Source organism: Streptomyces ambofaciens ATCC 23877 (assembly GCF_001267885.1).
GTDB classification, from domain to species: domain Bacteria; phylum Actinomycetota; class Actinomycetes; order Streptomycetales; family Streptomycetaceae; genus Streptomyces; species Streptomyces ambofaciens.
On record NZ_CP012382.1, the window covers coordinates 3,011,345 to 3,033,690 of the forward strand.

At 73.9% G+C, this 22,346-nt stretch carries 22 protein-coding genes and 1 pseudogene; 10 read left to right on the forward strand and 13 right to left on the reverse strand.

Annotation, left to right across the window (positions count from 1 at the left end; translation table 11 throughout):
* The first annotated feature begins 62 nt into the window (after nucleotides 1-62).
* From SAM23877_RS13395 to SAM23877_RS13415, 5 genes are all read left to right on the forward strand, one after another.
* Nucleotides 63-1,028, forward strand: coding sequence for a phosphatase PAP2 family protein (locus SAM23877_RS13395; protein WP_053131385.1), 966 nt, complete (start codon nucleotides 63-65; stop codon nucleotides 1,026-1,028).
* On the forward strand, nucleotides 925-2,127 hold the full coding sequence (locus tag SAM23877_RS13400) for a hypothetical protein (RefSeq protein WP_425314756.1): 1,203 nt from the start codon (nucleotides 925-927) through the stop codon (nucleotides 2,125-2,127). Before SAM23877_RS13395 ends, SAM23877_RS13400 begins: the two co-directional genes overlap by 104 nt.
* Entirely contained in the window at nucleotides 2,118-3,716 is a 1,599-nt protein-coding gene (locus SAM23877_RS13405; protein ID WP_053131399.1) for a hypothetical protein, read from the forward strand. The genes SAM23877_RS13400 and SAM23877_RS13405 overlap by 10 nt, the downstream gene beginning before the upstream one ends.
* Nucleotides 3,713-5,074: an AAA family ATPase gene (locus tag SAM23877_RS13410; RefSeq protein WP_053131402.1), complete on the forward strand. Its 1,362-nt coding sequence runs from the start codon at nucleotides 3,713-3,715 to the stop codon at nucleotides 5,072-5,074. Before SAM23877_RS13405 ends, SAM23877_RS13410 begins: the two co-directional genes overlap by 4 nt.
* 521 nt (nucleotides 5,075-5,595) lie before the next feature.
* A complete protein-coding gene (locus tag SAM23877_RS13415) occupies nucleotides 5,596-6,144 on the forward strand; it encodes a MarR family winged helix-turn-helix transcriptional regulator (protein WP_053131405.1) in 549 nt (182 codons plus the stop codon).
* Here SAM23877_RS13415 and SAM23877_RS13420 read toward each other — a convergent pair.
* From SAM23877_RS13420 to SAM23877_RS13470, 11 genes are read right to left on the reverse strand one after another with little or no spacing between them, the layout of a single operon-like run.
* Nucleotides 6,123-7,151, reverse strand: a complete 1,029-nt coding sequence (locus SAM23877_RS13420) for an aromatic ring-hydroxylating oxygenase subunit alpha (RefSeq protein WP_053131426.1) — start codon at nucleotides 7,149-7,151, stop codon at nucleotides 6,123-6,125. The two genes, SAM23877_RS13415 and SAM23877_RS13420, sit on opposite strands and share 22 nt — an antisense overlap.
* A 1-nt stretch (nucleotide 7,152) precedes the next feature.
* The gene (locus tag SAM23877_RS13425) at nucleotides 7,153-7,377 is read right to left on the reverse strand and encodes a recombinase-like helix-turn-helix domain-containing protein (RefSeq protein WP_053142432.1); all 225 of its coding nucleotides are present in this window, start codon (nucleotides 7,375-7,377) and stop codon (nucleotides 7,153-7,155) included.
* Nucleotides 7,378-7,395: 18 nt separating this feature from the next.
* Complete coding sequence (locus SAM23877_RS13430; RefSeq protein ID WP_053131429.1) at nucleotides 7,396-8,340, reverse strand: PDR/VanB family oxidoreductase; 945 nt, start codon at nucleotides 8,338-8,340, stop codon at nucleotides 7,396-7,398.
* Between the two features lie 14 nt (nucleotides 8,341-8,354).
* The gene (locus tag SAM23877_RS13435) at nucleotides 8,355-9,986 is read right to left on the reverse strand and encodes a thiamine pyrophosphate-binding protein (RefSeq protein ID WP_053131432.1); all 1,632 of its coding nucleotides are present in this window, start codon (nucleotides 9,984-9,986) and stop codon (nucleotides 8,355-8,357) included.
* Nucleotides 9,987-9,995: 9 nt separating this feature from the next.
* Nucleotides 9,996-10,787 (reverse strand): SDR family oxidoreductase, encoded by a 792-nt coding sequence (locus tag SAM23877_RS13440; protein WP_053131435.1) that lies wholly within the window; start codon nucleotides 10,785-10,787, stop codon nucleotides 9,996-9,998.
* A 52-nt stretch (nucleotides 10,788-10,839) separates the two neighbouring features.
* Nucleotides 10,840-11,592, reverse strand: coding sequence for an SDR family oxidoreductase (locus SAM23877_RS13445; protein ID WP_053131438.1), 753 nt, complete (start codon nucleotides 11,590-11,592; stop codon nucleotides 10,840-10,842).
* Nucleotides 11,585-12,106: a cupin domain-containing protein gene (locus SAM23877_RS13450; RefSeq protein WP_053131440.1), complete on the reverse strand. Its 522-nt coding sequence runs from the start codon at nucleotides 12,104-12,106 to the stop codon at nucleotides 11,585-11,587. Before SAM23877_RS13450 ends, SAM23877_RS13445 begins: the two co-directional genes overlap by 8 nt.
* Nucleotides 12,107-12,111: 5 nt before the next feature.
* A complete protein-coding gene (locus tag SAM23877_RS13455) occupies nucleotides 12,112-12,915 on the reverse strand; it encodes an alpha/beta fold hydrolase (protein WP_053131444.1) in 804 nt (267 codons plus the stop codon).
* Nucleotides 12,912-13,712 carry an aspartate dehydrogenase domain-containing protein gene (locus tag SAM23877_RS13460; RefSeq protein ID WP_053131455.1) on the reverse strand — a complete coding sequence of 267 codons (801 nt, stop codon included), beginning with the start codon at nucleotides 13,710-13,712 and terminating at the stop codon, nucleotides 12,912-12,914. The genes SAM23877_RS13455 and SAM23877_RS13460 overlap by 4 nt, the downstream gene beginning before the upstream one ends.
* Entirely contained in the window at nucleotides 13,709-14,731 is a 1,023-nt protein-coding gene (locus SAM23877_RS13465; RefSeq protein ID WP_053131458.1) for a VOC family protein, read from the reverse strand. The genes SAM23877_RS13460 and SAM23877_RS13465 overlap by 4 nt, the downstream gene beginning before the upstream one ends.
* A gap of 24 nt (nucleotides 14,732-14,755) precedes the next feature.
* Nucleotides 14,756-16,243, reverse strand: a complete 1,488-nt coding sequence (locus SAM23877_RS13470; protein ID WP_053131461.1) for an aldehyde dehydrogenase family protein — start codon at nucleotides 16,241-16,243, stop codon at nucleotides 14,756-14,758.
* 386 nt (nucleotides 16,244-16,629) lie between these two features.
* On the opposite strand from SAM23877_RS13470, the gene SAM23877_RS13475 reads away from it, so the two are divergent.
* Both SAM23877_RS13475 and SAM23877_RS13480 read left to right on the forward strand, forming a co-directional pair.
* Nucleotides 16,630-18,030 carry an MFS transporter gene (locus tag SAM23877_RS13475; RefSeq protein WP_053131464.1) on the forward strand — a complete coding sequence of 467 codons (1,401 nt, stop codon included), beginning with the start codon at nucleotides 16,630-16,632 and terminating at the stop codon, nucleotides 18,028-18,030.
* Between the two features lie 79 nt (nucleotides 18,031-18,109).
* Nucleotides 18,110-18,475: a VOC family protein gene (locus SAM23877_RS13480; RefSeq protein WP_053131467.1), complete on the forward strand. Its 366-nt coding sequence runs from the start codon at nucleotides 18,110-18,112 to the stop codon at nucleotides 18,473-18,475.
* Here the strand turns inward: SAM23877_RS13480 and SAM23877_RS13485 are convergent.
* Nucleotides 18,472-18,783: an ATP-binding protein gene (locus SAM23877_RS13485; RefSeq protein WP_053131470.1), complete on the reverse strand. Its 312-nt coding sequence runs from the start codon at nucleotides 18,781-18,783 to the stop codon at nucleotides 18,472-18,474. The two genes, SAM23877_RS13480 and SAM23877_RS13485, sit on opposite strands and share 4 nt — an antisense overlap.
* A 10-nt stretch (nucleotides 18,784-18,793) precedes the next feature.
* On the opposite strand from SAM23877_RS13485, the pseudogene SAM23877_RS41210 reads away from it, so the two are divergent.
* The 3 genes and pseudogenes from SAM23877_RS41210 to SAM23877_RS13495 form a co-directional block, all read left to right on the forward strand.
* A pseudogene (locus SAM23877_RS41210) lies at nucleotides 18,794-18,892 on the forward strand (transcriptional regulator); the annotation flags it as partial.
* Between the two features lie 8 nt (nucleotides 18,893-18,900).
* Nucleotides 18,901-19,095: a DUF397 domain-containing protein gene (locus tag SAM23877_RS13490; protein ID WP_053131472.1), complete on the forward strand. Its 195-nt coding sequence runs from the start codon at nucleotides 18,901-18,903 to the stop codon at nucleotides 19,093-19,095.
* Between the two features lie 72 nt (nucleotides 19,096-19,167).
* Nucleotides 19,168-20,268: an LLM class flavin-dependent oxidoreductase gene (locus SAM23877_RS13495; protein ID WP_053131475.1), complete on the forward strand. Its 1,101-nt coding sequence runs from the start codon at nucleotides 19,168-19,170 to the stop codon at nucleotides 20,266-20,268.
* Here SAM23877_RS13495 and SAM23877_RS13500 read toward each other — a convergent pair.
* Nucleotides 20,244-22,136 (reverse strand): putative bifunctional diguanylate cyclase/phosphodiesterase, encoded by a 1,893-nt coding sequence (locus SAM23877_RS13500; RefSeq protein ID WP_053131478.1) that lies wholly within the window; start codon nucleotides 22,134-22,136, stop codon nucleotides 20,244-20,246. The genes SAM23877_RS13495 and SAM23877_RS13500 overlap by 25 nt on opposite strands.
* Nucleotides 22,137-22,346 lie beyond the last annotated feature (210 nt).

The window sequence follows — 22,346 nt, forward strand, 5'->3', positions numbered from 1 at the left end:
GTAGAGTGGCACGTCCGTGTCGGTCCAGGCGCGCGCGAGAACGAAGGGGGAGGGCGATCGGATTGCCGCACACCAGGACACCGGGCACCGAAGCGACCCCGAGAGCCCGACCGCGCTGGTGGACCGAGCTGCCGCTCATCGTCCTCGTCTACGCCTGCTACTCCGCGGGCCGCCTGATGGTGCGGGGCGACGTGTCGGACGCGGTCGACCACGGGCTGGCGATCCTGCGCATAGAGAAGGTGCTCTTCCTCAACGCGGAGCACCCACTCAACCGCCTCTTCACCCGCGAACCCTGGCTCGGCATACCCGCCGACTTCTGGTACGCGTCCCTGCACTACCTGGTCACCCCGTTGATCCTGGTCTGGATCTTCCGCTCGCGCACCGTCCGCTACCGGGCCGCCCGCACCTGGCTGATGACGTCCACCTTCATCGGCCTCATCGGCTTCACCCTGCTGCCCACCTGCCCGCCCCGGCTGCTGGACGCGAGCCACGGCTTCGTCGACACGATGGCCCAGTACAGCGCGTACGGCTGGTGGGGCGGCGAGGCCAGCGCGCCGCGCGGCCTCGGCGGGATGACCAACCAGTACGCGGCCATGCCGAGCCTGCACGTGGGCTGGTCGCTGTGGTGCGGGGTGATGCTGTGGCGTTACGGCGGCACCCGCACGACGAAGGTGGCCGGTGTCGTCTACCCGCTGGTCACCACGATCGTGGTGATGGGCACCGCGAACCACTACTTCCTCGACGCGGTCGCGGGCGCGGCCGTGATGGGGGCCGGGCTGCTGCTGACGCCGTACGTGCTGCGGACGGCGGAGCGCGTCCGGGGCAGCCTCGTGACCCGCTTCACGACCCGCTCCGCACCGGCCACGCCCGCCCCGGACGGCGCGGGTTCCCCGATTGTCAGTGGCGGATGCCAGACTTCCGCGGGTGAGCGATTTCCACGCCAGCGCGAGCCACGGGTCGGACCGGGAGCCGAGCCGGACCCCTCCCCCTCGGACGCGGGGGACGAGACTCCGGCACCGGCTCGCTGAGCTGCGCGGTCCCGACGTCCCGGCCAAGGCGCTGGACGCCCGGGCCCTGGCCGCCCTCGCCGCCAACCCGGGCTGCCGACGGCGCGCGATCCTCGACGGAGCCGGAGTGGACAAGGCGTCGCTCGCCGACGCGCTGGGCTCCCCGGCGGTCTTCGGGCAGTCCCAGTTCGCGTTGGTGCGGGGCAACGCCTTCGAGGCCCGGGTCAAGGCGGACGGCGGGGCCGAGCTGCTGCGGCTGGTGCACGAGAAGCTGGACCGGGGCGCCGAGCCGCCCGCCGGCGCCCACGTGCCCGACCTGTCGGCGACGGGTCCCGAGGGCCGCGCCGCGCGGACCTCGCTGGCGCTGCGGGAGGCCACCGGCACGCCCGGCGCCTGGACGCTGCTCGACCATCCGATGCTCGCCCTCGACGTCGCCGGCTCCCCCGCGTTCCTGGAGCCGGACGCGGTCGTCGTGCATCCGGACGGCAGCTGGACCGTCGTCGAGATCAAGTCCTTCCCCATGCTGGACGGCTCCGCCGACCCGGCGAAGGTCGGCGCCGCCGCGCGGCAGGCCGCGGTGTACGTGCTGGCGCTGGAGCGGGTCGCCGCCCGGCTGGACCCGGCCCCCCGGGTGCGCCACCGCGTCCTCCTCGTCTGCCCGAAGGACTTCTCGAACCTGCCCACCTCCTCCGCCGTCGACGTGCGCAAGCAGCGCGCCGTCACCGAGCGCCAGCTGGCCCGGCTGACCCGGATCGAGGACATCGCCGACGCGCTCCCGGAGGGCGTCTGCTTCTCCCCCGAGCTTCCGGCCGAGGAGCTGGCGACCGCCGTCGAGGCGGTTCCGGCGACGTACGCGCCCGACTGCCTGTCCGCCTGCGAGCTGGCCTTCCACTGCCGTGCCCGGTCCCGCGAGGCCGGTGCGGTGACCTCGCTCGGCCGCCCGGTGCGGGCCGAGCTGGGCGGTCTGTCGACGGTCGAGGAGGTGCTGGCGGCGGCCCGCGGGGAGGCCGGCGATCCGGACGACCCGGCGGTGGCGGCCCTGCGCAGGGCGGCACAGCTGCGGGCGGAGGCCCTCGCGTCGGCCGGTACGGGGACGAGCGGGGTGGCCGGATGTCGCTGATCACCACGCTCGCCCGGCTGGAGGCCGTGCGCACGGGCCGCGCCGAGCCCGCCGCCACCGTCCGGCACCGGCATCTGTCCGACCGCCCGCTGGTCTTCGTCCCGCTGACCACCGCCGGTGAGGCCGGTGCCCCGCTCGGCGCCCTGGTCGGCACCGACCGGGACGCGCCGCGGCTGCTGGTCGTGCCACAGCCCCGCGACCGCGACCTGCGCTTCGCCTTCCTGGCCGAACTGGCCGACATCGTGCTGCCGCACGTGGAGGCGTACGCCGACAGCGTCGAGGCCGCCGAGCGCACCGAGACCGACCCGGAGACGGGCAAGCGGATCAAGGTCGAGGTCGACCTGTGCGCCGACGCCGCGCAGCTGATCGTGCCCAGCCGCGCGGGCATCGACTTCGTACGGCTGCTGGGCCGGTCGATGCGGTTCCGGCGTACGGCGGAGGAGGACCCGGAGACACCGCACCCGGCCCCGCCGAGGGTGCCGCTGCTCGGCCGGTGGCTGACCCACTACGGCGAGCGGGCCCGGGTCCCCGGCTCCTCCCTCCTCCTCGCCATGACCGACCTGCTGGGCCGGCACTGGGCGACCGGGCAGTCCACGCTGGAGGACCAGCACCTGGGCGCGCTCCTCGCGTGGATCGCGCCGGGCGCCGAGGGGCCGACCGGCGCGGAGGCCGCGCGGCGGGCCGAGCTCGCCCGTGACGCCGACGGCCAGCTGCTGTGCCCGCCCGCGGGCCCGGCCACCGACCCGGCCTTCGACAACAGGCTGCTCGCCCCCGCCATCGAGCGCTACGACCGGGCCCGCACGGCGCTCGCCGCCGCCGAGGACGGTCTGGAGGCCGACGACCGGCTGGGCGCGCTCACCGCCGCCGAGCGGGAGATCCGCGCCCTGGTCGACAGCCGTACCCGACCCACCTGGGACGCGGTGTGGCGGGGACTGGACCTGCTGCGGGAGCTGCCCGCCGGCGCGCACGTCGAGGAGCGCTGGACCCGGGACCGCTGGTCGTTCACCTCGCACCGCGACCGCATCCTGGCCGGCGAGCCCCCGCAGCCGCGTCACGACGACGCGGTGACCGCGGCCAACAAGCTCGCCACGCGCGAGCGGGAGCAGGCACGGCTGGAGGCCCAGGAGGCGCTGGACGATCCGCTGGTGATGGCCGCGCGGCGGCTGGCCGGGGAGGCGTTCGCCGGGGAGGTCATCGATGTCGTGATGGCGTACAGCGAGAGCAAGCGGCCCAGTCCGCGTCCGCTGATCACGGTCCGTACGGACGACCGCCCCCAGCCGGCCGAGCGGGCCCGGGTCTTCCGGTCGCTGGACGGCAGGCCGCAGGCGGCGGAGTACGTCGCGCAGGAGGACGAGGGGGTCCTCGTGCTGCGCCTCGTGGACAAGATGGGCCGCGGCAGGGAACCCGAGGCCGGCTCGGTGCCCGAGAAGGGGGACCGGGTCTGCTTCACCCTGTTCGAGCACGAGCAGCGGGGCGGGGCCAAGCTGCCCGATCCGGACCGGACCCCGTGGACGCACGGCGGACCACCCGGTGAGACGGCCACCGTCGCGGAGGCGGCCGACGCCCAGACCGAGGAGGACGTGCTGTGACCGCCGAGGCCCCCGCCGCGCCCGCCGCCCCGGCCTTCGACCCGGGCACCGAGGCCGCCCGCGCCACCGCCGCGATCCTCCACGACACGCTGCACGGCACCGAGCGTGGTGTCGTCGTGGACTCCCCGCCCGGTGCCGGCAAGTCCACGCTCGTCGTGCGGGCGGCTCTGGAGCTGGCCGAGGCCGGCCGCCCGCTGATGGTCGTGGCGCAGACCAACGCCCAGGTCGACGACCTGGTCCTGCGCCTCGCCGAGAAGAACCCCGACCTGCCGGTGGGACGCCTGCACAGCAGTGACGCCGACCCGTACGACAAGGCGCTCGACGACCTGGCGAACGTACGCAAGTCGGCGAAGGCCGCCGATCTCGCCGGGCAGGCCGTCGTCCTGTCGACCGCCGCGAAGTGGGCGCACGTCACGGTGGACGAGCCGTGGCGGCACGCGATCGTCGACGAGGCGTACCAGATGCGCTCCGACTCGCTGCTGGCCGTGGCGGGGCTGTTCGAGCGGGCGCTGTTCGTGGGTGACCCGGGTCAGCTGGACCCGTTCGCGACGGTGGGCAGCGAGCAGTGGGCGGGCCTGGCGTACGACCCGTCGGCCTCCGCCGTGACGACGCTCCTGGCCCACAACCCGTCCCTGCCGCAGCACCGGCTGCCGGTGTCGTGGCGGCTCCCGGCGTCGGCGGCCCCGCTGGTGTCCGACGCCTTCTACCCGTACACGCCGTTCCGCAGCGGTACGGGCCACGGCGACCGGAGTCTGGCCTTCGCGGTGGCGTCGGACGGGTCCGGTCCGGACCGGGTGATCGACGAGGCCGCGCGGTCCGGCTGGGGTCTGCTGGAGCTGCCCGCGCGGCACACGCCGCGCACCGATCCGGAGGCGGTGCGGGCGGTGGCGGCGGTGGTCCGGCGGCTCCTCGACCGGGAGGGCGCGGCGACGTCCGAGCGCTCGTCCGCCCCGGTGCCGCTGAGCGCGGGCCGCGTGGCCGTCGGCACCGCGCACCGCGACCAGGCGGCGGCGGTGCGGGCCGCGCTGGCCGACCTCGGGGTGACCGAGGTGACCGTCGACACGGCCAACCGTCTGCAGGGCCGCGAGTACGACGTCACGGTCGTCCTGCACCCGCTCTCCGGCCGCCCCGACGCCACCGCGTTCCACCTGGAGACGGGCCGCCTGTGCGTCCTGGCCTCCCGGCACCGGCACGCGTGCATCGTGGTCTGCCGGGAGGGGGTGGGCGACCTGCTGGACGACTACCCGTCCACGGAGCCGGTCCAGCTCGGCACCCTGGTGAAGTTCCCGGACGGCTGGGAGGCGAACCACTCGGTACTGGCGCACCTGGCGGACCACCGGGTGGCCTGGCGGCCCTGACGCCCCGAACGGCCCCCGCACCCGGCCCGACAACGCACCCCGGCCCGCCGGACGGAGTCCGGCACGCCGCCGCAGGCGGCCCAAGGACACAGCCCGGACGGCTGGGAGGCGAACCACTCGGTACTGGCACACCTGGCGGAACACCGGGTGGCCTGGCGGCCCTGACGCCCGGGGCGGAATGGCGCCCGGCACCCCGGGCGGCCCCGGTACTCGCCCGACAACGCCCCGGTCCGCCGGACGGAGTCCGGCACGCCGCCGCAGGCGGCCCAAGGACACAGCCCGGACGGCTGGGAGGCGAACCACTCGGTACTGGCACACCTGGCGGAACACCGCGTGCCCTGGCGGCCCTGACGCCCCGAACGGCCCCCGCACCCGGCCCGCCGGACGGAGTCCGGTACTCGGCGCGACGACGCCCCCGCCGCCCGGGACGGAGCCCGTGGTCGAGGGTCGGTGTGCTCCGGAGGGTTGGTTTCCCTTAGGGCTAAGATTTCAGCACCGAACACATGCCGCGAGGGGAAGACATGGCTCAGGGCAGGGCCGCGAAGCGGCCGGACGCTGTGGCGGGGATCGTCGAGGACTGGGCGCGGGAGCGGCCCGAGCTGGACACGGCGCCGCTGGAGGTGCTGGCCCGGCTGCACCGCTCGTACCTCCAGTACCAGTCGCGGATGACCTCGCGGCTCGACGAGCACGGGCTCTCCGTCGCCGGGTTCGACGTGCTCACCGCGCTGCGCCGGGCGGGCGCCCCCTACCGGCTGACCGCCGGGCAGCTCGCGGACTCCGGGCTGATCTCCTCGGCGGGAGTGACACTGCGCCTGGACCGGCTGGAGAAGGACGGTCTGCTCGTGCGCGAGCGCGACGCCGGTGACCGGCGCGTGGTGTACTCGCGGCTCACCGAGGCCGGGCTGGCGAAGGTGGACGAGGTGTTCGCCGAGCACCTGGAGAACGAGCGCCGGATGCTCGGCGGGATCTCCCCCGCCGAGCGTCGTCAGCTGAGCCGTCTGCTGTCCAAGCTGGAGCGTTCCATCGTGGACTCCGACGACATCCCGGCTCAGCGCGCCGAGACGGGCTGAGCCTTCGACTGCCGCCCGGCCTGGGCCTGGTAGAGGCGACGCAGGCGGACCACGCCCAGGTCGTGCTGGTAGAGGTTCTCCCGCTGGTCGGCGTCCGCGGGCATGCTCTCCAGGATGACGCGGTCCTGCTCCAGGACCTCCCAGTGGCGGGCCTCGATGAGGGTCTTGTAGAGGAAGCGCCAGGTGTCGCGCTGCCAGTCGCTCACCCTGCGGTAGCGCCAGAAGAAGACGCCGGTGCGCCCGGCGTCCACCGGGCAGGCCATGCCGACGATGCCGAAGGGGCCCCCGGGGCCGGCCGACGGCGGGTAGGGGATGGACAGGTCCACCCAGTCGACCCCGGTGTGGCAGAGCTCGACCCAGTCGAAGTTGACGCCGCGCTGGTCGGTCTTCTCGAAGAAGTAGCCCCGTTCCGTCTCCCGGATGCGGAACTTGGCCGTCGTGTCCCCGGCGAACATGGTGTGCGACTCGGAGTGCAGGAACGCGCCGTGCATCGGGTCGAGGAGGTTCTCCATGGCGAACCGCCACGGCACCTCCCACTCGGCGTAGCAGAGGAAGGCGGAGATCTCCTCGTCGGCGAGCGGTCCGGGAAGGGTGAGCTCCACCGGGTCCGGGTGCTCCTCGTCACCGAAGTAGGCGAGGATCGCGCCGCCGACCTCGCGGACGGGCAGCGAGGTGACGAGGGTCTTGCCCTCCAGGTTGCAGCCGGGCAGGCCGGGCACCGAGGTGACCGTGCCGGTGCCGTCGACCTCGACGCCGTGGTACCAGCAGGCGACCCGGTCGCCCAGGTGCTTGCCGAGGGACAGGGGCGCCCCGCGGTGCGGGCAGCGGTCGGCGAGCATGGAGAGACCGCCGTCGGCCTTGCGGAAGAGCAGCCAGTTCTCGCCGAGGGCGGTCACCTTGCGCATGCCGCCGGGCTCGACGAAGTGGGACGGCACCACGGGGTGCCACTGGTTGCGCAGGCCGTGGGCGTAGATGTGGTCGGCGGTGTCGCGGGTGGAGAGGGTCATGTCAGGCTCCCAGGCGGTGCATCTCGGCGCGGAAGGACTCCTCGGTCCAGGGCTCTCCCGTGGGCGTGCGCAACTGGCGGGAGTTGAGGCCGTCGATCACGTCGGACAGGCCGTGGCCGTCCTTGGTGAAGATGTCCTCCAGGGTGCGCGCGAGCTTGGTCTCGTACGGGGTGGGCTCGTGGTCGCGGGTCTGGTGGGTTTCCAGGTAGGGCCAGGTCTCGGGCACGGGGTTCTCCACAGGGGGTCAGAGGTTCAGGACGAGGCGGTCCGAGGCGCAGCGCGAGACGCAGATCATCATCGTCTCGCCGGTGGCGCGTTCGGCGTCGCTGAGCAGGAAGTCGCGGTGGTCGGGCGTGCCCGCGAGGACGCGGGTCTCGCAGGAGCCGCAGATGCCGTCGCGGCAGGAGGAGGCGACGTCCAGCCCGGCGTTCTCGGCGGCCTCCAGGATGGAGGTGCCGGGGGCGACGTTCAGGGTCACCCCCGACGTCCGGCACTCCACCTCGAAGGCGCTGTCGTCGTCCTCCCGGGCCACCACCGGCGCGGCGAAGCGCTCGGTGCGCAGCCGCCCTTGCGGCGCCGCCTCCTCGACCGCCTTCAGCAGCGGCTCGGGGCCGCAGCAGTACACCAGCGCGTCGGCCGGCAGGTCCGCGAGGACACCCGGCACGTCGATGTGTCCCTGCTCGTCCTGCGGTACGAGGGTCACCTCGCCGCCGAGCGCCGCGAGTTCACCGCCGAACGCCATCGAGGCGCGGGTACGGCCGCCGTGGACCAGCCGGTACGGGACGCCGTCCCGCTCCGCGCGGCGGGCCATCGCCAGGATCGGCGTGATGCCGATGCCGCCCGCGAGGAAGACGTAGGAGGCGGCCGGTTCGAGGGCGAAGTGGTTGCGCGGCCCGGCCACCCGCACAGTCTGGCCGGGCCGCACCTTGGTGTGCACGTGGCGGGAACCGCCGCGTGACGCCGGCTCGTTGAGGATGCCGAGCCGGTACACACCCGTCTCCTCCGGGTCTCCGCACAGGCTGTACTGGCGGACGTGGCCGCCCACGTGCAGGTCCAGGTGGGCCCCGGGTGTCCAGGCGGGCAGCGGTTTGCCGTCCGGGTGGACCAGCTCGACGGAGAGGACTCCGTCCGCCTCCCAGGTCGTGCGGTGGACGAGGAGGTCCAGTTCCTGCTCTTCGGTGGCGCTCATGTCGGCGGTCCTCCCTACCGGGTGGGGATCTTGACGGGCGGGGTGAACGGGTTCTTCATCGGGCCGAGCGCGTCCAGGTCGACCTCGACGAGGGTCGGACCGTCGGAGGCGACGGCCGCGTCGATCACCTTCGCCGCCTCGCTCGCGTCGCCGATCCGCGCGTACGGGAGGGAGCAGGCGGCGGCGAGCCGGGCGAAGTCGGGGGTGAACAGGTCGACGCCGGAGCGGCGTTCGGTGTAGGTGGCCTGCATGTTGCGCAGCACGCCGTAGCCGCCGTCGTTGAAGACGATCAGGGTCAGCCGGGGCCGTTCCTGGGCGAGGGTGAGCAGTTCGCCGAGGTGGACGGCGAGCCCGCCGTCCCCGGCGATGACCACGGTGGGCTCGCCGGGGCGGGCGAGGGCCGCGCCGAGGCCCATGCCGAGGCCCTGGCCGATGCCGCCGCCGCGCGGGAAGACGTTGGCCCGCGGGTCGTGGAGGGGCAGCAGGCGGTTGCCCCAGGACGAGGACGGGATGGTCACGTCCCGGGCGACGACGGCGCCCCGCGGCAGGGCGGCGGCGAGGGCGTCGCAGATCGCGGCCTGCGGTCCGATGCCGTCGTGCAGGGCCGCCCGCACCTCCTCGCGCACCCGGCGGACGCGTGCCGTCCAGTCGGCGTCGGCCCGTACGGCGGCCTCGGTGAGGTCCGGCAGGACGGCCGCCGCGTCGCCGTGGAGGGCGTGCGGCGCGGGGTACACCCGGCCGAGGGCGGCGGCGTCGAGGTCGATCTGGATGTGCGCCTCGGGGAGCCGGAGCGCGTAGTCGGCGGTCTCGTTGGAGCGGAAGTGGGTGCCGACGGTGACGAGGACGTCCGCGTCGGCGAGCAGGGCGCGGGCGGCGGGCGTGGTGGCGAAGTTGCCGACGACCTGGTCGTGGTCCTCGGGTACGGAGCCCCGCCCGGAGTTGGTGGTGAGCAGACCGGCGCCGGTCGTCTCCAGCAGAGCGAGGAGCTGGTCGCGGGCGGTGTTCGCGCCGCCGCCGGCCCAGATCAGCGGGCGCCGGGCGGACGCGAGCAGGTCACGGGCCGCGGCCAGCCGGGACGGGTCGGGCACCGGCGCGCCGGCGACCGGGGTGCTCCGCCCGTCGTCCTCCTGGACCGCGTACTGGAGGTCGATCGGCCACTCCACGCTCGCCGGCCCGCCCGGCGCGGTGAGCGCGGCGGCGGTCGCGTCGCGCAGGACGCGGCCCGCGTCCCGGGCGGAGGTGACGGTCGCGGCGTGCTTGGACACCGCGGTGAGCATGCCGAGCTGGTCCTTGGTCTCGTGGATGAAGCCGCGCCCGCTGCCGAGGTGGGCCGACTCGACCTGGCCCGTGACGTGCAGCACCGCCGTGCCCGAGGCCAGCGCCTCGATCAGGGACCCGGCCGCGTTGCCCGCGCCGGTGCCGGTCGAGGTGAGCGCGCAGCCGATCGTGCCGCGGGCCCGGCCGTACGCGTCGGCGGCGTTGACGGCGCTCGCCTCGTGCCGCACCGGTACGAACCGCAGCTCCGGGTCGGCCTCGACGGCCTCCACCAGCGGCAGGTTGTGCACGGACACGATGCCGAACACGGTGTCGACGCCGATGGACTTGAGGTGGGCGGCCAGGAGTCCGCCACCGTGGTCGTAACGCATGCGAACTCCTCAGAGGATGCCGCGGCCGACTCCGCCGCAGACGTCGATGCTGGTTCCGGTGATGTACGAGGCGCGCGGGGACAGCAGCGAGACGATCGCGTAGGCGACCTCCTCGGCGCGGCCGAGCCGTCCCAGCGCGATGCCCCGGTCCGCGGCGATCTCCGCCTGCCACTCCTCGTAGGTGAGCCCGCTGCCGGCCGCGGCGTGGCGGCGGGTCCACTGGCCGGTGTCGACGAGGCCGAGGCAGACGGAGTTGACGCGGATGCCCTCGGGGGCGAGTTCGCGGGCGAGGGAGGTGGAGAGGTTGAGGATGCCGGCGCGGGCGGCGCTGGTGGTGATCAGCCGGGTCTCCGGCTGCTTGGCGAGGACGGCGTTGACGTTGACGATGGCGGCGGCGTCGGAGGAGCGGAGGCGGCCGCGGGCGGCGGCGAGGGGGTTGAGGACGCCCGCGAACTTCAGCTCCAGCTCGTCGCGCCAGTCGTCCCCGGTCGTCTCGTCGAGGGTCTTCATCCGGGACTGGCCGGCGTTGTTGACGAGTCCGTCGAGGCGTCCGCCGAGGCGGGCGGCGGCGCGCTCGGTGAAGTCCCTTACGGCGTCGGCGTCCCGGACGTCGCAGACGCCGGTGTACAGCCGGTCCGCGTCGGCGCCGAGGGCCGCCGCGGCCTTGGCGAGCCGGTCGGCGTCGCGCCCGCAGGTGGCGACGCGGGCGCCTTCCGCCAGCAGGGCCCGGACCGTGGCCAGGCCGACGCCGGAGCTGCCGCCGGTGACCAGGACGGTGCGGTCGGCGAGGCCGAGATCCATGGGTACTCCTTGGGGAGGGGCGAGGGGCGCGTGTCCGTGAGGCAGGGGTGGGTCAGTGCATGGTGAAGCCGCCGTTGACGGCGACGACCTGTCCGGTCAGGTAGCGGGACTCCTCGCCGAGCAGGTAGGAGACGAGCCCCACCAGGTCGTCGGGGGTCTGCGGCCGGGGGATCGCGCGGTTCGCCGCGTACAAGGCGTGCCGCTCGGCCGGTACGGTCTCGGTCGCCTCGACCTCGGTGAGGCCCGGCGCCACCGCGTTCACGGTGATGCCGCGCCCGCCCAGTTCGCGGGCCATCGCCCGGGTCAGGGCGACGACCGCGCCCTTGGAGGCGATGTAGTGGGCGAGCCGCGGGGAGCCGTAGAGCGCCGCGTCGGAGGCGATGTTGACGATGCGTCCGGGGGCGGACATCAGCGGCAGCAAGTGCTTGGCGACGAGCCAGGGGCCGCGGGCGTTGACGGTCATCAGCCGGTCCCAGGCCTCGACGTCGATGTCCTGGAACTCCCGGCCGCCCACGCCGTTGGCGAGCGCCGCGTTGTTGACCAGGCCGTACACGGGACCGGCGGGGGCGAGGCGGGCGGCCAGTGCCTCGACCGAGGCCGGGTCGGCGACGTCCAGCGGCCGGAACTCCGCCGCGCCGCCCGCCGCGCGGATCGCCGCCGCCGTACGGGAGCCCCACTCCTCGTTCAGCTCGGCGACGACGACCCGGTACCCGTCGGCCGCCGCCCGGCGGGCCATGGCCTCCCCCAGGCCACGGCCCGCGCCGGTCACGACGACCGTAGGGCGCCCGGTGGCCGGGTCAGTCACGGGTGACGCCGTACAGCGGGGAGTACTCGGGGTACGTCGGCACCTGCGGCTTCCGCGTGCCGATGATCACGCAGAACAGTGCGTCGGTGTCGCCCTCGTTCTTCAGGGAGCGGGTCACCCCGGCCGGCACCACGATCATGTCGCGGTAGCCGAGGGTGCGGTACTCGGTCTCGTCGGGACCGCGGTGGATGCCGACGCGGACCTCGCCCTCCAGGACGAAGAAGGCCTCCTCCACGTCGTGGTGGGTGTGGGCGGGGCCCTCGGCGCCGGGCGGCAGCAGCATGTTGGAGAAGGTGAAGCCGCCGGAGGGCAGGATGCGGCCGTCGTTCTCGTGGTTGCCGGTGGCGCCGGAGCCGACGTAGCGGATCTGCGCCCGCTTGTACTGCGGGCCGGCCTTCTCCTGGAAGGACAGGGTGCCCCAGTCCGGCTCGCGGGACGCCTTGGAGGCGATCAGGGAGTCGGTGTACTTGGCGAGGTCCCCGCCGTTGTCGTAGTCGGTGGTGGTCAGCGGCATGGTGGTCAGCCCTTCGTGGTGCGGGTGTCGGTGACGATGTGCAGGTGCGAGAGCAGCCAGGCGTTGAAGTGCTCGGGCTGTTCCTGGTTGGCCAGGTGACCGGCGTCCTTGACGATCACGTAGGCGGTCCGGTGCAGACCACCGGCCAGGACCTGTGAGGCGTCGGGGCCGGTGATCCGGTCCTTCTCCCCGCACAGGACGAGGGTGGGCGCGGTGACGTGGGCGAGTTCGCCGCGCAGGTCGGTGCGGGCCATGGACTCGGCCGCCGACGCGTAACCGGGCGGCCGGACCGCGTCGGCCATGGTGTCGACGACGCGTCGCACCAGCTCGGGCGGCGCGTCCTCGGACACGAGACGGGGACCGCGCTTCTCCGCGAAGGCCCGCGGTCCCAGGCTCTCCAGTTCCGGGACCCGGGCGCGCATCGCGGCGGCCTTCTCGGGGCTGGTGCCGGAGCCGGGGGTGGAGTCGGCGACGGTGAGGGAGGCGACGAGGTCCGGGTGCCGGGTGGCGAGCCGCAGGGCGATCACGCCGCCCCAGGAGACGCCGACGACGTGGGCCTCGGCGCCGCGGGCGCGGATGACGGCGGCGGCGGTGTCCGCGTAGTCGTCGAGGGTGAGTCCGCCGTCCGGGTCGGCCGACCTGCCGTACCCGGGCGCGTCCCAGGCCACCATGCGGTGTCCGGCGGCGAGCGCCTCGGTCTGCGGGGCGAAGGCGGCGGAGGAGGAGCCGATGCCGTGCAGGCACAGCACCAGCGGCCCTTCGCGGCCGGCTTCCTCCAGGTGCAGTCCGGCGGGGTCGTGGGCGGTCACAGGATCTGCCCCCGGCGTCCGGCCAGGGCCGCGAGCGAGCGCAGCACGGCGTAGGGGACGACCTGGCTGGTGGCCGGGTTGGCGGGGTCCGGGACGTGGCGCACCTCGAAGCGGTACGCGCCCTGCGGTCCGCTCGCCTCGACGACGTGCGAGGTGTGCGAGGCCGCCGGGTCGGCGACGACGCGCACCCGCACCGCGTCGAGGTCCCCCACGGCGAGCGCCACCGAGGCGGCGACGTTGGTGGACTTGGGGAACTTGACCGGCACGTCGCGCGCGGTGCCCCGCATGACCTCCACGGGCGTGGTCGTGGACCGCATCCGGGCGAGCGTCTCCTCGTCCATCCAGGGCTGTTCCAGGGTGGACGGCAGCTTGGTGGTGGTCAGCGTGACCTCGCCGAGCGGTCCCATGGCGCGGACGGCCTGGAGCAGGTCGAGGCCGCCGACCGCGCCGCCGGTGAAGTACACCCGGCCGGGCCCGGCGGCGAGGAGGCGCTTGGACAGCTCGTCGTCGGTCAGCGCTCCGGTGGACGCCACCAGCAGGTCCGTGCCGGACGCGAGGATCGTCTCGCCCCATTCCCGTACGACGCCCTGCCCGGCGGCCTCGACGATCAGGTCGCAGGAGGCGAGGGCCTGCTCCACGGTGAGCTGGGGGGCGGGGACCGCGTCGCCGAGCGGCCGGTTGTCGACGATGCCGACCAGCTCGGCCCCCGGCACCTCGCCGGCGGCGAGCGCGCCGCCGACGATCCGGCCGATGGCGCCCCAGCCGATGAGGCCGACCTTGCGCGTGCCGCCGTTCATGCCGCTGCTCCTTCGGTGCCGGTTCGGGTACCGGTCTCGGTGCCGGTTCGAGCGCCGGTCTCGGTGCCGGCGGGGGCGTCCGCGGCGGCGCCCGCGGGTGCGTCCACGGGCGGGATGACGGGGCTGCCGTCGGGCGTGCCGGCCATGTGGGCGCGGATCCGCTTCGACGGCGGGCCCGCGGTCCCCCACAGGTCGGACAGCTCGGGGGTGCGCCGCCACACCTTGCAGATCCAGCTGTCCTCGACGACCTGGGCGACCTCGGTCGTGTACTCGCACACCAGGCCGGTGGGGTCGGTGAAGTAGGAGAAGGTGTTGTTGCCGGGCCCGTGCCGGCCGGGACCCCACTCGGGGGTGATCCCGTGGTGCCGGAGCCGGCCGAGGCCGCGCATGAAGTGGTCGATCGAGGTCATCTCGTAGGCCACGTGGTTCAGGGAGACCCACGGGGCCTGGTTGAAGGCGACGCAGTGGTGGTCGGAGCCGCAGCGCAGGAAGGCCATCTGGTGCTCGGACCAGTCCGAGACGCGCATGCCGAGCACCTCGCGGTAGAAGGCGACGGAGGCGTCGATGTCGGGGGTGTTGAGGACGGCGTGGGTGACGCCCACGGGCAGCGACGCGTCCCGGCTCCGCTCGGTGACCGCCCAGGTGTCGGCGGACAGTTCGATCAGCCGCCCGTCGAGGTCGTGGAAGCGCAGGCCGTAGCCACCGCCGACCTGGTCGAGGGGGCCGGGTTCGGTGACGAGGGCGATGCCCCGCGCCCGGAGCCGGCGGGCGGCCTCGTCGACCTCGGCGGGGGTGCCGAGCGCGAAGACCAGGCGTCCGAGGCCGATCGTGTCGGAGCGGGTCAGGCGCAGGGCGTGGTGCTCCTCGCCGGTGCCGCGCAGCCAGCTCGCGCTGTGCTCGGCCTCGACGACCTGGAGGCCCCACACCTCCTCGTAGAAGTCGACGGCGTCGGCGTAGTGCGGGGTGAGCAGCTCGACCGAGCGCAGGGCGCGCAGCCGGCCGATCGGGGGGTGGGTCATGGCGGAGTCTCCAAGGGGGGTCGGTCAGTTGGCCCAGGGCAGGGGCGTGGAGTCGGTGCCCCAGTACAGGGACTTCTGCCGCTGGTAGGCGCGGATCAGGTCGCGGCCCTTCTCGGTGCCGAGCCCGGATTCCTTCATCCCGCCGAAGGGGGTGGAGATCGAGAACTGCTTGTAGGTGTTGATCCAGACGGTGCCCGCCTCGATCCGTCGCCCGAGCCGCCAGGCTGCCCGCGCGTCCCGGGTCCAGATGCCGCAGGCGAGTCCGTACACGGAGTCGTTGGCCTGCGCGACGAGTTCGTCCTCGTCGTCGTACGGCAGGGCGACGAGCACCGGGCCGAAGATCTCCTCCTGGCAGACGCGGGCCGAGTTCGGCAGGGAGTCGATGACGGTCGGCAGGTAGTAGGCGCCCTTCGCGTACCGCTCCCCCTCCGGCGCGGCCCCGCCGCACAGCACCCGGCCGCCCTCCCGCCGGGCGAGTTCGACGGCCTCGGCGACGGCGTCGCGGTGCGCGTGGTGCACGAGCGGCGCGACCTGGGTGTCGGGGGCCGTGCCCGGTCCGACCCGCAGCTTCCGCACCCGCTCGACCAGTTCGCCGACGAACGTGTCGTAGAGCGAGGCGTGGACGAAGAGCCGCGATCCGGCGATGCAGGACTGGCCGCTGGAGGAGAAGACGCCGTACATCACGCCTGCCAGGGCCTGTTCGACGTCGGCGTCCGCGCGCACGATCGTCGGCGACTTCCCGCCGAGTTCGAGGGAGGCGGGGACGAGCTTGTCGGCGGCCGCGCGGGCGATGGAGCGCCCGGTGGTGGTGCCGCCCGTGAAGCCGATCCGGCCGACGAGCGGGTGCCTGACGATCGCGTCGCCCACGATGCGGCCCTTGCCCGGCAGGACGGACAGCAGCGCGGCCGGCAGCCGTTCCTCGGTGAGGACCTGGTGGACCAGGCGCCCGAAGGCGAGGGAGACCAGCGGCGTCCACTCGGCGGGCTTGAGCAGGACCGCGTTGCCGCCGCCCAGCGCGGGCGCAACCTTCTGCGCGTCGGAGGCGATCGGCGAGTTCCAGGGGTTGATCGCGCCGACGACGCCGATCGGTTCGTACGTGCTCATCGTGACGTACGGGCCGCGCGAGGGGGTGAGCGCGTCCTCGGCCGTCTCCAGGGCCGCGGCCGTGTACCGGAAGGTGCCGGCGGCGCTCAGCGCGAGGGCGCGGGTCTCGCCGAGGGTCTTGCCGGTGTCGGCGGTCTGCAGCTCGGCGAGCCGGCCGGCGTGCTCCTCGATCAGGTCGCCGATCCGGTACAGGACGCGGGCCCGCCGGTGGGGCGCGAGGTCGCGCCACTTTGGTGCGGCGGCCGCCGCGGCGGCGGCGTGCGCGGCCTCGTCCACCTCGTCGGCCGAAGCGGCGTGGACGGTGGTGAGGACGCTGCCGTCGGCCGGGTCCACGGTGTGGACCGGCAGGCCGCCGCCACGTCGCCAGTGCCCCCCGATGAGGATCTCGTCGGCTGGGATGCGCGCCATGGTGGCCTCCGGGAAGGGACGGTGCGGGAACTCGCGGCACGGCGGCGGCGTTGCCGACCCGCTGTGTCTAAGTGCTCGAAATCTAAGGGCTTAACTATTTCGACCGCAAGGGACCCGGAGCGATGAATTTTTCGCGACGTCAGGAGTAAGGCTTGCCTAACCTCGGCGGACTACCGGTAGAACTTAAGCCCTGAGACATTCAGCGCCTACATAAGTGGGGCGGCGGCAACGTCCGCACGGCCCGCTCGTCTCGTCCTCGCCAGACCTCTCCAGCCCTCATCGCCTCACGCCGCCCGGCACGCGGTCGCTCCGCCGTGCCGTGCGGCCCGAACCCTCCCCTGCGGGATCGCACGCTCCCCGCCCTACGGGATCCGGAGACCACCTTCATGACGATCGACGCAGCCCGTGCTGCCGAAGGCCGAAAGGGCGACTCGGCCGCGCTCGCAGCCGCCATCGGCGCCCGTTTCGAACGCCTGCCCCTGTGCCGCTGGCAGGTGATGGTCCGGCTCGTCGTCGGCGCCGTCACCTTCTTCGAGGCGTTCGACCAGCTCCTGATCGCCTACGCGCTGCCGGACCTGCGCGACGAGTGGAGCCTCGGCACATCGCAGGTCACCGCCCTGATGACCGTCGGCTCGATCGGCATGCTGATCGGCGCGCTGGCCTCGGGCAGACTCGCCGACCGGATCGGCCGGGTGAAGGTCATCGCCGGCTGCATCGCGCTGTCCGGCGTCTGCAACCTGGCCCTGACCCTGTGCACCTCCCCCGAGCCCTTCATGGCCATCCGCTTCGTCCAGGGCATGGCCATCGGCGGCGAGGTGCCGATCGCGGCCACCTTCATCGCGGAGATCACCCGCGCCCACCAGCGCGGCCGCTTCGTCCTCCTGTACGAACTGGTCTTCCCGGCCGGTCTGACCGCGGGCGCGCTCCTGGCCGCCTGGCTGGTACCGGTGCTCGGCTGGCGCTGGGTGTTCGCCCTGGCCGCGATTCCCGGCCTGCTCTGCTTCGCCCTCGCCCGCTGGGTGCCGGAGTCACCGCGCTGGCTCGCCGACCACGGCCGGCACGAGGATGCGCTGGCGACGATGGCCTCGATCGAGGAGAAGGTGGAGAAGATCACCGGGACGCCGCTGCCCGAGCCCGCCCCGGCGCGGCCGGCCCCGCCCGCACCGGCCAGGAGCGGCCTGCGTGAACTGCTGAGCGGCCGGTACGGCAAGCGCACCCTCGTCATCGGCCTCCTGTGGTTCACCGGCTACTTCGCCAACTACGGCATCACGTCCTGGCTGCCGACCATCTACGAGGACCACTTCGACCTCGACCTCTCCACGGCGCTCCTCTACTCGACGGTGACGAGCTGCGCGGGACTGGTCGGCTGTCTGGTCGTCGCCCTCACCGTCGACCGGGTCGGCCGCCGCAACACGGTGATCTGGTGCATGGCGGCGGCCGCGCTCTGCCTGCTGCTCCTGGGCCTGGCGGGCGGCGACTCGGCGACGGGCATCCTGGCCTGGACGTCCCTGGCCGCGGTCTTCCTCTTCGGCTCCAACATCTGCCTCTACCTCTACACACCGGAGCTCTTCCCCACCCGGATCAGGGCACTGGGCTCCAGCGTGGGCGGCGCGATGAACCGCCTGGGCATCATCCTCGGCCCGATCGTCGTGGGCGCCATCTACGCCGGGGGCGCCATGGGCACGGTGTTCGTGACCCTGGCGGCGGTCGCCCTCGCCGGCTCGCTCACGGCGGCGGCCTGGGCGGAGGAGACGACCGGACGCACGCTGGAGGAGGTCGCCCCGTAATACATGACGGAGGGTGTCATGAAGCGGCGCGAGGCTGACACCGGCGGCCACCACCGGCCCGCCGGAAGGAGCCCGAACCATGTCCGCACCCAATCTCTTCCTCGTCTACGTCAGCGACGTGGAGCGCGCGACCGCGTTCTACGCCGACCTCTTCGAGATCGAGCCCGTCATGACCACCCCCCGGTACGTGCCGTTCGAGGTCGCGCCCGGTGTGCTCTTCGCGGTCTGGGGCGGCCGGGCCGACCTGGTCACCCCGCGGACGCCGCGCACCTCGGAGGTCGGCCTGATGGTCCCCGGCTCCGCGGCGGCCGTCGACGACCTCCACGCCGCGTGGGTCGCCAAGGGCGTCACCGTGGTCGAGGCCCCGCACGACGAGGTCTTCGGCCGCACCTTCGTCGCCGCGGACCCGGACGGCAACCTCATCCGGGTCTCCCCCGTCGACTAGCCGCCCCTCACGCCGGGCGCCTCTCGCCCCGGGGCGCGGACCCCCAGCTCGCACCAGACGTACTTGCCCCGGTTGCCCTCCCGGGCCGGCGGCTGCCACCCCCACACATCGGCACAGGCCCGCACCATGGCCAACCCCCGCCCGTCCTCCCGGTCCAGGGCACGCTCGAACGGCTGCGGCGGCTCGGGCGGCGACGGGTCGGCGTCCCACGCCCCGACCCGCAGCACGCCCGCCGCCCAGCGCACCCGCAGGGCGGCGGGCCCCTTGGTGTGCCGCACGGCATGGCCCACCAACTCCGCCGCCAGCAACTCGGCGACGTCGGGCGTCTTTCGAACGCTCTTCCGTAGAGTGGAAGCGGTCTCGCTCGCGCCCGAGCGTTCGCGGGACTTCCTCCACAGGCCGGCGAAGGAACTGTGAGGTATCCGGTGACCACCCCCGACAGCTGGCGGAAGTCCTCCTACTCCGGCGGCGGTGAGGGCAACGCCTGCGTAGAGGTCGCCCCCGGCCACCCCCGCACCGCCGTCCGCGACTCCAAGGCGCCCACCCGAGCCGTGCTCACCTTCCCCGCCCCCGCCTTCGCCGCCTTCCTCCGCACCCTGCGGACCCCCGCCGGGGAATAACCGGAGGCCCCCTCCTGTTACGTCGCGCAGCGAACCGCGAACGTCGTCACACCACACAGGAGGCACCTCACCATGGCCGCAGACGCCGCAGAGGAGATCCGGGGCCCCGCCCACGGCACCGCACCCGTCCCCCTCTCCGTACTGGACCTGGTGACCGTCGGCGCCGGCCGTACCGCCACCGACGCCCTGCGCACCAGCGTGGACATCGCGCGCCTCGCGGAGCACCGCGGCTTCCACCGGTACTGGGTCGCCGAGCACCACTCGATGCCCGGCGTCGCCTCCTCCTCACCCGCGGTGATCCTCGCCCACCTGGCGGCCCACACCGACCGCATCCGCCTCGGCTCGGGCGGCGTCATGCTGCCGAACCACGCGCCCCTGGTCATCGCGGAGCAGTTCGGCACGCTCGAGGCGATGGCCCCCGGCCGCGTCGACCTCGGCCTCGGCCGCGCCCCCGGCACCGACGGGGCCACCGCGGCCGCCCTGCGCCGCACCGACCGGCTGAACGAGGGCGCCGACGACTTCCCGCAGCAGCTCGCCGAGCTGATCCGGTTCCTGGACGACGACTTCCCGGACGGGCACCCCTACCGCCGTATCCACGCCGTACCGGGCCCCGTGCAGGCCACGTCCCCCGGGGGCGTCCAGTCGGCCCACCGGCCGCCGGTCTGGCTGCTCGGCTCCTCCGGCTTCAGCGCCCGGCTGGCCGGCACCCTGGGGCTGCCGTTCGCCTTCGCGCACCACTTCTCGGCGCAGAACACCGTCCCGGCGCTGGACCTGTACCGGGAGTCCTTCCGGCCGTCCGCCGTCCTCGACGCGCCCTACGCCCTCATCGGCGTCTCCGCGCTCGCGACCGACGACGAGAAGGAGGCCCGCCGGCAGGTGCTGGCCGCCGCGCTGAACATGGTCCGGCTGCGCACCGGGCGCCCCGGGCTGGTGCCGACGCCCGAGGAGGCGGAGGCGTACGACTTCAGCCCGATGGAGGAGGAGTTCGTGCGGTCCTGGAACGCCAACGTCATCCATGGGACCGCCGACGAGGTGCGGTCCGGCCTGGACGACCTCCAGAAGCGCACCGGCGCCGACGAGCTGATGCTGACCGCCAACGCCCACGGCGGCGACGTGCGCCTGCGCTCCTACGAGCTGATCGCCGACGCCTACGGTCTGCCGACGCCGGCCTGAACCCCGGCCGTTCCGGGCCCGGCGGAGCCCAGCAGCGCGGAGATACGATCCGGCGCCACCGGTCGGGAGTACAGCCACCCCTGACCGGTGTCGCAGCCGATGCGGCGCAGGCGGGTCGCCTGGTCGGAGGTCTCCACGCACTCGGCGGTGACGGTGAGGCCGAGCCGGTGGGCGAGCTGGACCATCGCCTCGACGATCACCTCGTCCGCCGGATTGGCCGCGGTCGCGTCCACGCCGGGGCCCTGCACCCCGGCGCCCTCGGCCCCGTCGTACTGGAACCCCCGCACGAAGGCGCCGTCCAGTTTCAGGACCGACACCGGCAGCCGGCTGAGGTAGGCGAGGTTGGAGTACCCCGTGCCGAAGTCGTCGATGGCGATGTGGACGCCCATGTCGCTGAGCGCCTTGAGGACCTGGAGGGGGCGGCCCGCCGACCCCATCACCGCGGACTCGGTCAGCTCCAGCTGGAGCAGGTGGGGGGCCAGGCCCGTCTCCTCCAGGGTCGCCGCCACGTCCGCCACCAGGTCGGAGTCCCAGACCTGGCGGACCGCCACGTTGACGCTGACGAAGATCGGCGGGTCGTCCGGGTGGGCCAGCTGCCAGCGGCGGGCCTGGTGGCAGGCGGTGCGCAGGATCCAGCGGCCCAGGGGAACGATCGAGCCGTCCTCCTCCGCCAGTGCGATGAACCGATTCGGCGCCAGTACGCCGAACTGAGGATGATTCCAGCGGATGAGCGCCTCGACACCCCGCACCCGGCCGTCCTCCATGCCGACCAGCGGCTGGTACTCGAGGGCGAACTCACCGCGTTCGATGGCGGGGCGGAGCGTGGCGGCGAGGGCCTGGCGGGTCATGCGGCTGGCGTTGCGCTCGGGGTCGAAGAGCGTCCAGCGGGCCCGGCCGTCGGCCTTGGCCCAGTACAGGGTCGTGTCGGCGGCCTGCATCAGGGCGGTGGGCGTGGTGCCGGCCGTGTGGCGTTCCACGACGCCGACCGACGCGGTGACCGAGAGGCGCCGGTCGGAGACCTCGAAGGGCGCCTGGAGGGCCGCGAGGACCGACTCGGCCAGGTCGGCGAGCTGGTCGGTGCCCGTGGAGTCCTCCACCAGCAGAGCGAACTCGTCACCGCCCAGCCGGGCCACCAGCGGGGCGCCGGAGCGGGCGTGCGCTGACTCCTCGGCGCAGCGGGTGAGGCGTTCGGCGACGGCGGCCAGCAGCCGGTCGCCGACGCGGTGGCCGAGCGTGTCGTTGACGGCCTTGAAGCCGTCCAGGTCCAGGTAGCACACGCCGATCCGGCCGGTGCCGCCGTGTTCGTACGACTCCGCCTCCAGCGCGGCCGTCAGGCGCTCGAAGAACAGGGCGCGGTTGGGCAGCCGGGTCACCGGGTCGTGCATCTGGAGGTGGCGCAGCCGGGCCTGGAGCTCGCGCCGGGCGCTGATGTCGGCGACCGACAGCAGCAGGCCCGGCGCACCCCCGGGTCCGGCCAGCGGTTCGACCGTCACCTGCGCCCACAGGGAGCGTCCGTCGGCCCCCTTCAGGCGCCGGGTGCAGCGCAGTCGGGGCCGGTGTCCGCGCAGCACCTCGCGGTACGCCTGCCAGGTGCCGGCGTCGGAGGCGAGGTCGACGAGGTCGGCCGCCGCACGGCCGGCCAGCGCGGCCGGGTCGGTGCCGAGCAGGGTGCCCAGCGTGTCGTTGGCGCTGACGACCAGGCCCTCGGCGTCGACGACGGCCATGGCCAGGGGAGCCGCCGTGAACGCCGAACGATAGGCGGAGGGCTCCGCGCACGGCGCACGAGGAGCCAGGTCTTCATCACTGTCCGTGATGGCCGACCGGCCGAGGTCTGCCACGGGCGCCGGCCCTTCGGAGGTTCCGTTCACCGCTCGCTCCCGCAGTGCCTCGATCTCTGTTCGTGCTCTGTTCGTGCAGGAAAGTGTGCCGATCATAGAGGCTGCCACGGGGCCCTTCCAGCCGCCGCCCCACCTTCGCGACCGTCCGACCCCCCTGCCAGATCGTTTCTGCTCACACCTGGACGGGTTCTTCATGCCTCCGACCAGTTGTGACGTTCTGTAAGTGACTCGGGGGTGTCG

Coding starts and splice junctions, on each gene's coding strand:
- SAM23877_RS13465 (WP_053131458.1), bottom strand. CDS start 14,731: ATGACCCACCCCCCGATCGGCCGGCTGCGCGCCCTGCGCTCGGTCGAG.
- SAM23877_RS13480 (WP_053131467.1), top strand. CDS start 18,110: ATGTCCGCACCCAATCTCTTCCTCGTCTACGTCAGCGACGTGGAGCGC.
- SAM23877_RS13435 (WP_053131432.1), bottom strand. CDS start 9,986: ATGCGTTACGACCACGGTGGCGGACTCCTGGCCGCCCACCTCAAGTCC.
- SAM23877_RS13475 (WP_053131464.1), top strand. CDS start 16,630: ATGACGATCGACGCAGCCCGTGCTGCCGAAGGCCGAAAGGGCGACTCG.
- SAM23877_RS13470 (WP_053131461.1), bottom strand. CDS start 16,243: ATGGCGCGCATCCCAGCCGACGAGATCCTCATCGGGGGGCACTGGCGA.
- SAM23877_RS13450 (WP_053131440.1), bottom strand. CDS start 12,106: ATGCCGCTGACCACCACCGACTACGACAACGGCGGGGACCTCGCCAAG.
- SAM23877_RS13430 (WP_053131429.1), bottom strand. CDS start 8,340: ATGAGCGCCACCGAAGAGCAGGAACTGGACCTCCTCGTCCACCGCACG.
- SAM23877_RS13405 (WP_053131399.1), top strand. CDS start 2,118: ATGTCGCTGATCACCACGCTCGCCCGGCTGGAGGCCGTGCGCACGGGC.
- SAM23877_RS13460 (WP_053131455.1), bottom strand. CDS start 13,712: ATGAACGGCGGCACGCGCAAGGTCGGCCTCATCGGCTGGGGCGCCATC.
- SAM23877_RS13420 (WP_053131426.1), bottom strand. CDS start 7,151: ATGACCCTCTCCACCCGCGACACCGCCGACCACATCTACGCCCACGGC.
- SAM23877_RS13440 (WP_053131435.1), bottom strand. CDS start 10,787: ATGGATCTCGGCCTCGCCGACCGCACCGTCCTGGTCACCGGCGGCAGC.
- SAM23877_RS13495 (WP_053131475.1), top strand. CDS start 19,168: ATGGCCGCAGACGCCGCAGAGGAGATCCGGGGCCCCGCCCACGGCACC.
- SAM23877_RS13415 (WP_053131405.1), top strand. CDS start 5,596: ATGGCTCAGGGCAGGGCCGCGAAGCGGCCGGACGCTGTGGCGGGGATC.